Here is a 14,311-nt window from a genome sequence, read left to right on the forward strand (position 1 = left end):
TGTTTATTAATATCTGTTCGAGAGTGAGGTCTGGTATATGAAGGCATTAGTCGTTTTATCTCTTTAGTCATCTGTTTTTAGCTGAACTATTTACAGGTCATTCGAGAGCATTAAGCCTGCATGAATTATCCCCTATAGAATCACTACTACTTAGTGCGTTTATAACGGATCATGGCCAGCTAAGAATAAAACTGCTTTAATAGTGACTAGTGTTGAATTTTCTCAGGATTGTTATGGCTGTTACCGTTTTGGATCTTATCTCATTTGTCTGTTTTATCTGTTGCTGGGTCGGTTACACCTCCTTTGCACGTCGTAAAGCCAAGACCACCAATTGCATCGCGCGTTGTCTGCACCAACATCGAATTCATTGGATGAATGAGTTGATGACCCGTGAGGTGAGAGTCGGTGAAGCGGCACTACTGGCCAATCTTGAACGCAATATTACCTTCTTTGCCTCGACAACCATGCTGATCCTTGCCGGTGTGCTGACGCTCTTTGCTCAGGTTGAGCGGCTAGAGGCTGTTATCGCTTCAATCCCCTATACGGCGACTCCGAATGATGCCCTTATTCAACTGAAATTAAGTTTATTGACCTTTATCTTCGTGATGGCCTTTTTCCAGTTTACCTGGTCGATGCGGCAATATGGTTTTCTCAATGTCATGGTCGGCGCCGCACCGATCGACCCAACGGGCGGCGCGGATGACAGACTTCGCTGTTATGCAAAACAGATGGCGATAGTGCAAGATCAAGCGGCGCATTCATACAACTATGGACTCCGAGCCTATTATTTTGCTATGGCGGTCTTGAGCTGGTTTTTCCATCCGGCCCTGTTTATCGTAACCAGTCTGTTTGTGGTCTATACCTTGTATGCTCGGGAATTTAACTCTAAGGCGGTGGTGGCCATCACATCGGGGATGCTGGTGTTGGATGAGCAGGAAGAGAAGAAAAAAGCTTCCCGAGTCAAATGAATAGCGATTTAGACTAGCGATTAAGCCTAGCTGTTAAGACTGGCCGAAAGACGTTGAGAGTAGCACGGACACTGGCATGGAGTTATCGAGGTTTAACTGTTAGGTTATGAAGCTTGATCTAGGCTGATAAGGATATTGTTATGCAGATAGATGGACATCATGGATTAACTTACATAGCGGCAAGGTTGGCAGGTTTTACGGCAGCGGATGCACAGATCATCGCCTATAGTGCCCAGTATGTTGATGATGCGACAAACTCAGGCGTTATCCGGTTCGATAACGGAGCCATGTATTCGAGGATCTCGTCGGCCCATAAGATGCTGGATTATCGCAACTCCGAGAAGTTAGCGAATCACAGGGTGTGGGCATCGTTTCACTTCTTGCCGGGTAATGGCGGCCAGCCTGCCGGGCTCAACCCTGACGGGAGCTTTATCAATAAGCTGGTCTGTAAGCCTGACAGTTATGTGGCAAGAGACATGTTGCGTCTCGCGATACAGGACAGAGAAAAGCCCTATGGGCTTCACCGTCTCGGTGTCACTATGCATGTCTATGCCGATACATTTGCCCATCAGGGATTTTCAGGCAATATCCACGAAATCAACAAGGTCGAAGATCTCCAGAGCAGCGATCCCTCTCTCGACCAAAGCTTCTTCTCGAAAATTGCGAACTTTTTCGTCAGTAGCGCCTTTCCTCTCGGGCACGGGGCGGCGTTAAGTCATCCGGACAGGCCCTATATTTCATGGAAGTATGTCAACGGGCTAGGGCAAACTGTCGAACGTAATAATCAAACCATTTTTTTCGATGCTGTAGATATGATGTGCCGGGCGATGCGATGTTACCGCATGGGCGACACCGACGTCGATCTCGACAGTGTTGAAGGTATTCCTGAGCCCGATGCGCTGCGGATAAAGTCTATGGTCAATTCGATTCGTGATGAAGACGGCGAGGAGCGTCATAGCAAGTGGCTCGAAGCGATTGCACTGGGTGAGTTTTCCTTCGGGCCCGAACAGGTCAGTTACATCGCTAAGGGGGAGGGCTCCTGGAAGCATCAATCCATAGGGCAGCTGGAGGCGGTCGATGAAGAGGAGGATGAGTTTGTCTATTCTGCATCATTTTTAACGTCAGATTGGAAGATGTTCCATGATGCGCTTCAGGCTCATAGGTTCGATATCTTGCATGACGTGTTACCTAAATATGGTATCTGCGCCGCCTGATCCTGACAGGCTGATATGGCATGATTCCTCTCCCGGGTAAGAGACTGTAGTATGGTTACCCGGCTTATCCGTAATCAATTACTGGAATGAATATAGGTCCGCCAGATAGTTGGTTTCAAACTCATCGGCGCTGGTCGGTTTGCCGTAGAGGTAGCCCTGACCATAATCACAGTCTTCACTCTGGATGAATCTATCTTGCTCCTGTGTCTCTACCCCTTCGGCGATAACATGAAGGTTAAGCTTCTTACCCATGGCGATAATGGCCCGGGTGAGCTCTCTATCCTGCTCATTCTTCTCCAGATTGGTAATAAAGCAGCGGTCAATCTTCAGGGTATTAAATGAGTATTTCTGCAGATAGCTTAATGAGGAATACCCGGTACCGAAATCATCGAGAGAGATACGTATTCCCTGTGCTTGTAGCTTTTTGATTGAGTCATGGGCTAAGTGTTCATCCTGTAACAAGATACCCTCTGTGATCTCGAGCTCTAATGAGGTGGTGGGTAATTGGTACAGCGTGAGCAGATCGGCGATATGCTCTGCAAAGTTGGGCGCTCTGAACTGCAGTGGTGATATGTTGATGGCAATTCTAAAGTCACTTTGCTGTAAGGCTTGCCAGTGAGCGGCCTGTGCAAGCGCACTATGGAGTACGAAGTTACCTATCTCGATGATCTGACCATTATGCTCGGCTAAGTTAATAAACTTGTCGGGTGGCACCTGTCCCAAGACCGGATTATGCCATCTCAGCAGAGCCTCTGCGCCGAGTATTCTATGGGTCTTTAAGCAGACTAACGGTTGATAGTTCAGGTATAGCTCTTGATTATTGAGAGCATCGACCAGATGGCTCTCCAGTTGATAGCGCTGTTCTATACTGGACTGAGTATCTTGATTGAAAAAGCTATAACGGGCTCCTTCGGTTTTACTTATGCTCATCGCAGCGCTGGATTTTTGTAGCAACTCCTCTGCCGTTGTTGCGTCGGTGGGGAACTGGGCAACCCCCATACAGGAGGGAACGGTAATGGTGAACCCTGCAAGAGAGAAAGGGGCGTTACAGCAATCTAATATTTTTGTTATCAGCTCCAGATCATTACTCACGGTTTTCTTATGGGAGCGGGCGATGACAAATTCAGAACCGGCAATGCGGGCGATTAAGGTATCTTTATCTAAGTACTGTTTTAATCTTTGACTAAATTGAGAAAGAACCTGATCGCCGATGAGGTAACCATAACTGTCGTTAATCGATTTGAATTTACGCAGACCGAAATAGAGTACCGTGACTGTTTCGGTCGCTTTGCTCTGTTTTAGCATCTGAGTGAGAGAGTCTATCAAGCCGGAACGCATAGGAAGTCCCGTGAGTTCATCATAGTTTTTTGAGTATTCGAGGCTAAATTCTGCCGAGGTTCGACTCTCTATCTCCCGGATAAGTTTTGTGCTGAGTTCGGCCAGTTCATGGGTTCTGAGTTGCACCCTAGTTTCCAGGAGTTGATTCAGGTGTCGCAGCTTTTCTTGCTGGTATAGGGTAGCAAGGTTGGTGACTACCGCCTCTTGAAACCGGGCTAACAGGTGCCTGAATTTTTGGCTGTAACTGTGCTCCTTATTGTCGAGCATACATATGGTGCCGAAGGGGATGTTATCGGGCCAGAGTAGGGGTAAGCCACAGTAGGCTATCATGCCGAGTTTTAGATCCGGGTTATGATCCCAGTCGCTGTCTTTTAAGGCGTTGGGAATATGCAACTCACAATTTTGCGCGATAACCGTTTCGCAGTAGAGACCGTTGCCTAAGTTATCGTTGTCGTGGCGACGACGGTAGGGGTTTCCGGTGCTCTTGCTCGATGCAAACACCTCCATCTTGTTGTCATTTTTGTGTATTCGCATGATGAGCACGGCTGGGGTGTCTACAATCTCAGAGATCAGATCCAGTGTCTGTTGCCAGCTATTGAAGATATCTTCGGGCACGCATATCTCGGTGGTATTGACCGATATATCATCAAGCAGATGTTCGTCTTGTAAATGCCGTTCCGCGGCCTTATTCATCATCTTGCAACTGTCCTTTGCAATCGATTCCCATTAGTAAACTATAGCTGTTATATTGAATACTGATAAGGCCTTAGCTTATGCTTTTAAAGGCTATTTTTGACTATTCATCCAGTAGGTTATGCGTTATTCATCTAAATCTGAGATAAGCTTATCGGAGGCTGGTCGACCTGGCTGCTTGATAGCCTATTAAAGGGGGGACAAGCAGCTAATATGTAGGATCGTAATGGTATGGTTATAAATGGGCATACCATTACGGATTGGTGTTAACCCGCCTGTTCCAGTGCCTGCGAGACATCGGCGATGATGTCATCGATATGTTCGATACCGACAGAGATACGTATCAAATCCTCACTTACGCCAGCCTTAGCCAGCTCAGTTGCATCTAACTGTCTGTGGGTGGTTGAAGCCGGATGGCAGGCTAGAGACTTAGCATCACCGATATTAACCAGACGCAGTATCATCTTCAGGGCATCGATAAAGCGACCACCCGCCTCTTTACCACCACCGGTCTGGTTCGATTTTATGCCGAAGCTGATGATCCCGGAGGCTCTGCCGCCCGTGATCTTGTGGCAGTTATCCTGAAAGGGGCTATTGGGCAATGCTGCGTAATTGACCCAACTCACCTTTGGATGTTGCTGAAGATATTCGGCTAAGGCCAAAGCGTTGCTGCAGTGGCGCTCCATTCTAAGTGATAGGGTTTCAAGTCCCTGAAGTAATAAAAAGGCGCTTTGGGGAGCGAGTGCGGCACCGGTATTACGTAGTGGTACGACGCGACAACGTCCGATAAAGGCGGCGGGTCCGAAGGCCTGAGTATAGACAACACCGTGATAAGAGGGGTCGGGCTCATTCAGTAGTGCGAAACGCTGAGGGTGCGCGGCCCAGTCAAACTTGCCCGAGTCGATAATCACACCGCCGATGGTCGTGCCGTGGCCGCCGATATACTTAGTCAGTGAGTGAACAACGATATCGGCGCCATATTCAAATGGCTTACACAGCACTGGGGTCGCCACGGTATTATCGACAATCAGAGGTACGCCATGCTTATGGGCGATGTCGGCCAGACGTTCCAGATCGACAATATTACCCGCCGGGTTACCGATAGACTCACAAAACAGTGCCTTAGTATTATCATCAATTAAAGCTTCTAAACCATCGAAGTCATCGAAGCCTGCCATGCGTACTTCCACTCCCTGACGCGGCAAGGTGTGGGCAAACAGGTTGTAGGTGCCCCCGTAGAGTTGACTGGTACTGACAATATTGTCGCCTACCTGAGTCAATGCCTGAATGGCGTAGGTTATCGCCGCCATGCCCGATGCCAGCGCTAATGCACCAATTCCTCCTTCGATGGCGGCCAGTCGCTGCTCTAACACATCAGTGGTTGGGTTCATTATGCGGGTGTAGATATTACCCGGCACTTTGAGATCGAAGAGATCGGCGCCATGTTGGGTATCATCGAAGGTATAGGAGGTCGTCTGATAGATGGGCACGGCCGCCGCTTTAGTCGTCGCTTCAGATTCATATCCATGGTGAAGTGCCAATGATTCGAGTTTCATATTGTCTCTTCCTATTCCTTTGAGTGAAAGTTGAACATAACAAATGGACGTCTGGAAGTCTAAATATTTATTTTGTAACTCAATAAAACAGTATAAGCCGTGAAAAATGAGCAATTTCACAATTATTTACATTACTTACATAAGCTTACTTACCAAGTGGCCGATAACAATGATACAAATACGCATCTTGTGTTGCAGTCATTAAGGGAGCGCTATGAACGTGTCAGGAATGAATTTGAATAATCCATCTTCCAGCGGGGGGATTAGCCAAGCTAAGGTCGAGTCTTCCACAAAACCGCTTGCTGAATCGGGAAGTGAACTCTCGCCTGTAGCGGCTTCTGCACAAGGCGATACCCGCGTCTCTATCTCCAAGGAGGGAAGGGATGCACTGGCCTCAGACTCGGGCGGAAAGCTACATGCCCAAGCTTCTCAGATACAGGCTCAATCGGCGGAGTCTTCAGAGAAGCCTAAGAAAAAAATTGATGAGTTGATAGAAGCAGTGAAGGAGAAGCTCGAGAAGCTTAAAGAGGAGCTAAAACAGCTGGGAAATGATAAGAGCGAGGCTGGCGAGAAGAAACGTAAGGCACTGCAGTCAGAAATTTCCGTCCTCACGGCTCAACTCATGGATCTGACCAATCAGAAGCTTGAGCAGGAGAAAAAAGAGCAAGCGGGAACCGCTTAACCCATACTGGAACATTTCTTCATAGCGAGCTGAACTGGGTTTAACCGACAACTGAATCTGGCTCCGCCCAACTCGCTGCGACTCACGGTTAAGTGGCCATGCATTCGCCTCGTTACCGATACCAATATCATGCTCTGAACCCGATATAGATAAGGGAGACGCATCTAAGCGGCTTTACAGAGCGGCTTTTCTTGTTTGGTCCATCGAAGAGCCCTTATTTCAATTTTTCTATTTTGTTCGTGCATTTAGGAGTACATTTGACGGAATTATCCGTCACCTTGTGTATGAGAAAGAAGAACTAAATGCATAACCCAATTATAAAAGGCACCCTGGTTCGTTGGAAAGACGACAAAGGCTTCGGTTTCATTGAGCCTGAAACAGCTTCAGGTACTGACAGTCATACCGATGTCTTTATTCATGTATCTCAGCTCAGGCACATGAGCAGGCGGCCACTGGAAGGGGATACCATCTTCTTTCAAATTGAGCATAAACCCGGCGGCAAACTCAATGCTATTGAGGCGCGCATCGAAGGTGTCGAAGTCAAAGCCGATGCGAATGTTGAGGGTCAAACAAGGGGAAAAGCTAAGTCCAGGTCTAAATCGACCTCTAAACTTAAGCCTAAACATGGCACGCCAATCGGCCCCATTCTCTATCGCATAGGGATCATGATGGTGGTGCTGGCCATCGCAAGCTTTGCTTATAATCGTGTCATCGCCCCCTTCCTTGCCAGCTCTTCAGCATCGTTTTTTGAGCAGCGAGAGGCCGTTGCAGCTAATGACTCATTGCAACTGGCCCAAGGCTCTATACAAAGTGGCTCTGTGCAGAAAGGTACTTCACAGATAGCTGAGGCATTTAAAAATCGGCAAAGTGGCCTGCAGGTTAGCAGCAGCGGGACTATCAGTAAGATATTGAGCGATGATAACGAGGGCAGTCGTCATCAGCGATTTATTCTACGTTTATCCAATGGGCAAACCCTGTTGATTGCCCATAATATCGACTTAGCACCGCGGATAGCGGGCATAGGCGTCGGTGATAATGTGGCGTTTTATGGTCAGTATGAGTTCAATAACAAGGGGGGCGTTGTGCACTGGACCCATCGTGACCCTCAAGGAAGACACCCCGGTGGCTGGTTAAAACATAAAGGACAAACCTATCAATAATGGCGCTCTGTTTATCCGACCTGTTTTGATTTAGCGGCTATTTCCTTATCAGGACTATTTATGCTCCCTTCGTCGATAGAACCGGGGTTGTGCTCCTGATATTGAGCAGGCAAAGCACAGAACTCAGCCCCGCCGCGAGCACTAACACCAGCCCCAGATTCTGCAGCCATCCCGCCAGTGCCAACCCGGCACCCAGCATCAGGTAGTAGGCCAGACCGAACAGGCCGCCGGCGCTTCCCGCCACCTGCTTATAATCGACCAGTGCCTGACTGAGGATGTTGGGGATGGCGATGCCGAACGCCAGTACCACACACACCATGGGCAGCAGGAAAACCAGGCTAGATTGCAGTAGGTAGACACCAGCTGCCCCAAGCAGAGCGAGTATCGATGCCAGATTGATGAGTGTCACAGCTTGCCAACCTCTCGACAGCAGTCGTTTGTTAACCAGGCTGCCTATCAATGAACCGAGCCCCAGAGCGATGCCGCTATAGCCAAACGCTATCGAGCTCATGTTAAGGTCTGCGAAGATAAAGGGGGCCAACGCGTAGTAGCCGAAGAGCATCAGGTTAAACAGGGCAACTAAGGTTGCACTACGCATCACTTGTCCATTGCATATCATCTGCTTAGCCAGCGGCAATAATGGTACCGGCGTTAAGTGTTGCGGGCGTGTCTCCGACAAGAAGCACTGGCCTAGCAGTAATAAGGCCAGGCTCAGGCTTAGCAGAAAACTAAATACGCCTAAGTGTCCCAGGTTGTGTGCGATAGCACCGCCTAACATCAAGCCCAGCACGGGGCTGATTGAGATCCCCATTCCCATCACAGAAAATACCTTGCCAAGCTCAGGGCCTTCGAAGCTGTCGCGTAACATGGTTTGAGTGGCGATGGAACCTACGGCCGCGCCAAATGCCGAGATGATTCTGGCCAACAACAAGGTTTCGAAGTTTCCGGCCAATAGGGCGATTAACGCGCCTATACCATAGGTGATTAATCCATAAATCATCGCTTTTTTACGGCCTAAGGTGTCACATAATCGCCCCCAGACCACCACTCCTATAGCAAAGGCAATAAAGTAGACCGAAAGCGTTTGGGATGCGGTTTCAAAGCTAACCCCAAATGCCTGTGAAATATGGGGAAGTGATGGACTATAGATGGTTTCAACGACCTGAGGAAACATCAACAGGGTTACCATTAGCCAAATTGGGGGGGGATTTTTCATCGGTTTATACTCATTAATACGGCTTCAATGGCGGTGAGTATAGAGATGAGACGGGTGTCCGGTTACAATAATAGGAACAGAAAACATCAAAAGTTAGACAGATGGCGTTTATCAAGCAGGAGAATCGCTTCGATGTCGATACCCTGGATCTGCAGGTGCTCGGTATCGCCGCCGATGTGGGCCGGCATGACTCGGGGATGCACAGGCATGAAAAGGGTCAACTACTCTATGCGTCACTCGGCTGCATGAATTTCACCCTGGATAACACTCAGTGTATATTGCCCCCGACTAAGGCGGCATGGATCCCGGCGGGGGTCGAGCATTGTGTTCAAATGCGCAATGTCGTGGCCTATCGCTCCGTCTATTTCGATACCAGTGCATTCCCAAATTTACCACTAGGGGTGAAGATCATCTCGGTAAATGCCTTGCTGCAGGCATTAATCGAAAGGATGGCGATGTGGGAGTGGGATAAGCCGAACCGGGAGCAAGTCGCGGTCACGACTCTGTTTATCGAAGAGCTGGAGTCTGCCCCCCAGGAGTCTCTGTTATTAGCTCTGCCCAGTGATTCACGATTGAAGTCGTGGTTATCTGCACTGCAATCCGGGGATGAATTACCTTTATCCCTGAAAACGATGGCGAAGGGAATTGGCGCGAGTGAGAAGACGATATCCCGAATTTTCAGCAGGCAGACCGGTATGCCTTATCAGGCGTGGCGGCAGCAATGGCGATTACATGGTGCCATCGAGCGATTAGCTCTGGGGAGCTCGGTGTCAGAGGTGGCCTTCTCGTTAGGCTTCTCCAGCGATAGCGCTTTTATCAGCTTCTTTAAACAGCATCTGGGTAATACACCTAGCCAGTATATAAAAGCAAAAAATGCCGATTAAGCCCTTGGATTATCCAAACTGTAGACCAAGGATACTAATCCGCATTGGTATTAAGAAAGAGCCCGATATTCAATGTGAATATCGGGGATTCTTTTTAAATGCTAGTTTTAAAAGCTCATTTTAACAGCTTATTTTAGAAGCTTAGTTCAGAGGTTTAGCTTAGCGCGTTGGCGATTACAGGCCGCCAAACTTGCCGTTGTTGTTCTTCCACTCTGAAATAGGCGCGATAGTTTCAATGACATCCCAGTGTTCGGCAACTTTGCCATTTTCGATACGAAACAGGTCGTAAAATGAGGTCTCTGCACCGCCCAGTGTTCCCTCGCTGATACTCAACACGAAGTTACCTTGGCCGAGGACTTTATAGTTCTTGGTATAGATCATCTCTATCCCTTGTTGGGCCATGGCTTCGAGCGCCGCGCCCAGGCCCGACACACCATCACCGATTTGAGGGTTATGTTGCAGGTAGTTGTCGCCATCGAAGAAGTTGGCCAGTTTATCGAACTCACCTTTTACCAGTATGGTATCGACAAAATCGGTTACCAGAGCTTTGTTCTCTGCCGTTTTATCTAGGTCGGTTACCGTCGTTGAGCCATCTATCTGGCTATGGCCGCTCGGGTTGGGGAGCTCTGATGTAGCGATGAGATTATCCCAGTGCTCGACAATGACGCCATCTTCGAAGCGGAACAGGTCGAACCCTATCTTGGGGCCGAAGAAGTTATAATCGGTATGAGTAAAAACGAACTCCTCATCTTCGAATGCGCGGATCACATCGACCCTGGCGCTGCCTTCGGGTAACGCCTGTAGTACGGCGCCAAATCCTGCCAGGCCATCTCCGACAGCGAGGTTATGTTGGGTGTATTCCAGAGGGTTGATATAGGAGATCGCCTGCTCATCGCCGGTTTCTATGCTGTTGAGTACCGCAACGGCCTTGTCTTTATTAGATAGCGTCATACTTTCCTCATTTGAGTTCGAATCATCGTTACACGCTGTCAGTGAAACTAACGCCACTACCAGTGCGCTCGCTATGGTCTTTTTCATTGTTTTCCCTCATCTCGATGTTTGTTTTTCTTGATGGGATAAGCTTAAACTTCTGCTTAAAATTACTGCAGGTTAATCGCGGCGAATAAATGGTGAATATCGAACCTTTGCGCTCAGATGTGATTCACAGCCTATATCATCCCCGAATTGCTGCTGAGTTTGTCTGCCTAACTTTTGGTGTTTTAACGCCTTTAGCCGTTAATCGAACCGGGTGGTAAGGGGAGTTGTCTATCCAGCTTAATCTCGCATTCGTAATATGCTCGGGTATAATGAGCCCACAGGCCAATTCAGTTTTATTTACCAATGTATTTACTATGCAGTTAAAACCACTATCGAAAGGTCGTTTTCATACGCTATGGCAGCAGGAACATGGCGAGGTCGAGCGGATCATGCTCGATTGCATCAGTGAAACTAAAGTGGTGCCGGCTCATCAAAAACTGATGCAGCAGGGACAGAAGGTGAGCTCACTTATCTTAGTGAAACAGGGTCGTGTCTCTTTAGGGTACAGTGCCCGCAATGGTCGCAGCTTTCAGCTCGGCACCATGGATTGCGACTCACAGCTCTTTGGCGAGATGGAGTTTTTTAGTGACTACCTGTGTCAGCTCGACATTATTGCCGAAGAGGATGTCGAAGTTGAGGTGATTTGTGGCGAGAAACTGCAGCTGGCGTTAACGAACAAACCTATGTTTGCGCTTTTCTTTGCCAGTGCAATTGCTATCGATTATCAAGACACCATAGATATCCTGACTCGTCGTATGTTATATCCTATTGCCTATAACATCGCTTATGATCTGTATCATCAACATCTTAATGACCAACCCGTCGATGGCTTTACTAAGTGTTACCTGGAAGCTGAGCGTTTTGCGACAACCGATCGCGTGTATCGTCGCTCGGTAAAGAAATTAGAAGAGTTGGGGCTGATCCAAAGGGATAAGGAGGGCATCGTTATCTGCGATTTCGAGGGACTCAAAGCCTATATCGAATAGCCTGCGTATCTGCTTATTCTCTATTTCTATCAATATTAATGTAAAAATGAAAAGCCCTGCAAATTTTTGGTAAAACTTGCAGGGCTCAGATCGTTTTCAGTTTAAGCAATCTTAGATAAGGATAAGCTACGCTGTTTATCACTCTGTTGACTGGCGTTCATCATCAACAAACTCAGCCGCTTGGCACGTCTCATCCTTATTTTTCGCATTCTTGCCTTAACTCGAATCGTTCTCTTGTTTCGCATGTCAGTACTTTACTCAACCAGTCATTGTTTAAGATTGCAGTTGCAGCAATTATACCTATTTAAATCGGTATTTCATCATTAACAAGTTAAGCAGTCGCTAATCTGTTTTCTGCTGTTTTACGGCGAGAGATGATCAGCATACTTAAAATCATGGCGTAAATAACCGGGATAGCATACATCACGGTCTGCAGGCCAATAATGGTTTCAAACATGGAGCTTATCGCCGGGCTGAACATGGCGCCCGCACTGCCGCTGATTAAAATAAAGGAGACATTTTTACTGCTGGCCTGTTTCACAAATGAGACGCCGTAGGCGATAAAGGAGTTATAGAGCGCCGCACAGACAAAACCGTAGCCATAAGTGAGATATGACATCCACTCAAGTTTATCTGTGGTGACGATCACACTGGTGATGATTAAGGCCAGAGCCATCATCCCCATCAGGAAGTTTTGAATTTTTACACGAGATACAATTACAGTGGAGATCAGGGCGCCAACCAAGGCCGCCGACCAGTATTGTGTGATGATGTTGCCCGCTTCTTCAAAAGGAATATCGAACTTCTCTTTGACAAACATCGGAGCCCAGGTCAGGAAGGTATAGAGTGCCAACATGCCGAGGAACAGACCGAGACCGGCACTGATTATTGAGAAATTCCATTCAGATTTTTCCACCTGATTCTTGCCGGACTCCTTATCTCCTTGATTTTCGCACAGGTCGAAATTCGTCATCAAGGCCATGATTGCCGTACCTAAAGCCACTAAACCTACGGCCAAATAACTGTAGCTCCATGACAGTGCATTGCTCAGGGCGTACGTGGTGATGAGCGGAAATACCACTCCGGCGACATTAAAGGTAGCATCCTGTACCACTAACATGGTGCTTTGGATCTTCTCTTTCCATACCGATACCACTATGGTGCCTGCGATACACAGACCCACACCGCCACACAGCCCGATAAGTGTCATGGCCATCATGACAACACTCAAAGATGAGGCGAAGTGAAGCGCCGCGGCGCTCAGGGCGATAGTCAGGTAACTCATCAGGGTGATGCGCTTAACGCCTATCTTCTCAATCAAGAAGAAGGCCGCAACGGTACCCGCCAAGGCGCCGCCGTTGAGAAGGGAGAAAATTGAGGCGACTTCATTAACGTTAGCCGAAAATTTCTCGGCGATAGGTTCAATCAACATTCCGAACTGGGTGGCAAAGCCTGCCATGATAAAGTTGGCGAGAAAGCTCAACAGAGTGAGAGATATTTTGTTTTTCATCATCGTTCCTTAGTGTCTTTTATAAGGCTCGCAGTTGATCCATTATTTGTTTTTTTATTGGCGAGTCTTAAACTGCCATTAATGGTATCGATATACTGCGAGCGTGAACTGATAAGGCGTGCCTTGTATTAGCTACATGCTGTCTCTAAAGCCAACTCAATCATTTGGTTAAATGACAGCTGACGCTCTTCGGCTGACGTCTCCTCCCCGGTTAGGCAGTGATCGGACACGGTTAGAATTGCTAAGGATTCGATACCCTGCTGGTGGGCTAAACCATAGAGACCCGCTACTTCCATATCGATGCCGAGTACCCCGAAACGCTCCAGTGCCGGGATCATATCCTCATCGGGATCGTAATACATATCGCCACTGAAGATGTTACCCACCTTGACGCTGATATGTTTTTCAACCGCTGAGCTATAGGCTTTATGCAGTAGGTCGAAGGTGGCCGAGGTGGCCATCTGGTAGCCGCTGCTGCGCTTTGCATTGGTGGGAGAGTCAGTGCCTGCTGCTTGAGCTAAGATCACATCATGTAGTTTTACATCTTGTTGCGTCGCGCCCAAGCTGCCGACACGTATGATACGTTTCACACCGAAATCATTGATCAGCTCGTGAGCGTAAAGCACCATCGAGGGGATCCCCATACCGTGGCCCATGACGGAGATACGCTGGCTCTTGTAGAAACCGGTATAACCTAACATGTTACGTATGTTGGTGATCTCTACGGCATCATCGAGGAACGTCTCGGCGATGTACTTGGCCCTTAATGGGTCGCCTGGCATGATGATGGTTTCGGCAAAGTCGCCCATCTGGCCGTTAATGTGTGCAGTCATCGAAATTCTCTCTCTTAGGTAATCAGGCATAAGTCATAAATTGACTCGATACTACGACCGACAGTGATAAGGCTATTAGGACAAAAGTCCGCAAGCAGAAATTAAATTGAGAATTTTGAACCGATACTAAACAGCAAACCGTGAACAGGACGCTTGGGAAATGACTTCTGAGAGACGCAGTTTCATTGAGTGAAAGCTGGAATTCTCCTACGGGAACAATTGACTCACATCTA

12 protein-coding genes are annotated in these 14,311 nt (G+C 48.0%); 6 read left to right on the forward strand and 6 right to left on the reverse strand.

Annotated features, from left to right (window positions below; all coding sequences use genetic code 11):
• Positions 1-233 precede the first annotated feature (233 nt).
• Positions 234-968 carry a DUF599 domain-containing protein gene (locus EKG38_RS09425; protein WP_126520008.1) on the forward strand — a complete coding sequence of 245 codons (735 nt, stop codon included), beginning with the start codon at positions 234-236 and terminating at the stop codon, positions 966-968.
• A 140-nt stretch (positions 969-1,108) separates the two neighbouring features.
• Positions 1,109-2,182, forward strand: coding sequence for a DUF6765 family protein (locus EKG38_RS09430; RefSeq protein ID WP_126520009.1), 1,074 nt, complete (start codon positions 1,109-1,111; stop codon positions 2,180-2,182).
• Between the two features lie 78 nt (positions 2,183-2,260).
• Here the strand turns inward: EKG38_RS09430 and EKG38_RS09435 are convergent, their stop codons facing one another.
• Positions 2,261-4,216, reverse strand: a complete 1,956-nt coding sequence (locus EKG38_RS09435) for a sensor domain-containing phosphodiesterase (RefSeq protein ID WP_126520010.1) — start codon at positions 4,214-4,216, stop codon at positions 2,261-2,263.
• Between the two features lie 263 nt (positions 4,217-4,479).
• Entirely contained in the window at positions 4,480-5,769 is a 1,290-nt protein-coding gene (locus EKG38_RS09440) for an O-acetylhomoserine aminocarboxypropyltransferase/cysteine synthase family protein (protein ID WP_126520011.1), read from the reverse strand.
• Positions 5,770-5,983: 214 nt separating this feature from the next.
• On the opposite strand from EKG38_RS09440, the gene EKG38_RS09445 reads away from it, so the two are divergent.
• A complete protein-coding gene (locus tag EKG38_RS09445; RefSeq protein ID WP_126520012.1) occupies positions 5,984-6,451 on the forward strand; it encodes a hypothetical protein in 468 nt (155 codons plus the stop codon).
• Positions 6,452-6,753: 302 nt separating this feature from the next.
• Positions 6,754-7,611 carry a DUF3465 domain-containing protein gene (locus tag EKG38_RS09450; protein WP_126520013.1) on the forward strand — a complete coding sequence of 286 codons (858 nt, stop codon included), beginning with the start codon at positions 6,754-6,756 and terminating at the stop codon, positions 7,609-7,611.
• A gap of 58 nt (positions 7,612-7,669) precedes the next feature.
• Here EKG38_RS09450 and EKG38_RS09455 read toward each other — a convergent pair whose 3' ends face one another.
• Positions 7,670-8,827, reverse strand: coding sequence for an MFS transporter (locus tag EKG38_RS09455; protein ID WP_126520014.1), 1,158 nt, complete (start codon positions 8,825-8,827; stop codon positions 7,670-7,672).
• A 101-nt stretch (positions 8,828-8,928) separates the two neighbouring features.
• On the opposite strand from EKG38_RS09455, the gene EKG38_RS09460 reads away from it, so the two are divergent.
• Entirely contained in the window at positions 8,929-9,711 is a 783-nt protein-coding gene (locus EKG38_RS09460) for an AraC family transcriptional regulator (RefSeq protein ID WP_126520015.1), read from the forward strand.
• 174 nt (positions 9,712-9,885) lie between these two features.
• On the opposite strand, the gene EKG38_RS09465 is transcribed toward EKG38_RS09460, so the two are convergent.
• Positions 9,886-10,749: a nuclear transport factor 2 family protein gene (locus tag EKG38_RS09465; protein WP_126520016.1), complete on the reverse strand. Its 864-nt coding sequence runs from the start codon at positions 10,747-10,749 to the stop codon at positions 9,886-9,888.
• 314 nt (positions 10,750-11,063) lie between these two features.
• Here EKG38_RS09465 and EKG38_RS09470 point away from each other — a divergent pair, with 314 nt between their 5' ends.
• A complete protein-coding gene (locus tag EKG38_RS09470) occupies positions 11,064-11,735 on the forward strand; it encodes a Crp/Fnr family transcriptional regulator (protein WP_126520017.1) in 672 nt (223 codons plus the stop codon).
• A 331-nt stretch (positions 11,736-12,066) separates the two neighbouring features.
• On the opposite strand, the gene tsgA is transcribed toward EKG38_RS09470, so the two are convergent.
• Positions 12,067-13,245, reverse strand: a complete 1,179-nt coding sequence (gene tsgA, locus EKG38_RS09475; protein WP_126520235.1) for an MFS transporter TsgA — start codon at positions 13,243-13,245, stop codon at positions 12,067-12,069.
• A gap of 128 nt (positions 13,246-13,373) precedes the next feature.
• Positions 13,374-14,078, reverse strand: a complete 705-nt coding sequence (gene deoD, locus EKG38_RS09480) for a purine-nucleoside phosphorylase (RefSeq protein WP_126520018.1) — start codon at positions 14,076-14,078, stop codon at positions 13,374-13,376.
• Positions 14,079-14,311: the final 233 nt, after the last annotated feature.

Origin of the sequence: Shewanella canadensis (assembly GCF_003966225.1) — a bacterium.
GTDB lineage: Bacteria > Pseudomonadota > Gammaproteobacteria > Enterobacterales > Shewanellaceae > Shewanella > Shewanella canadensis.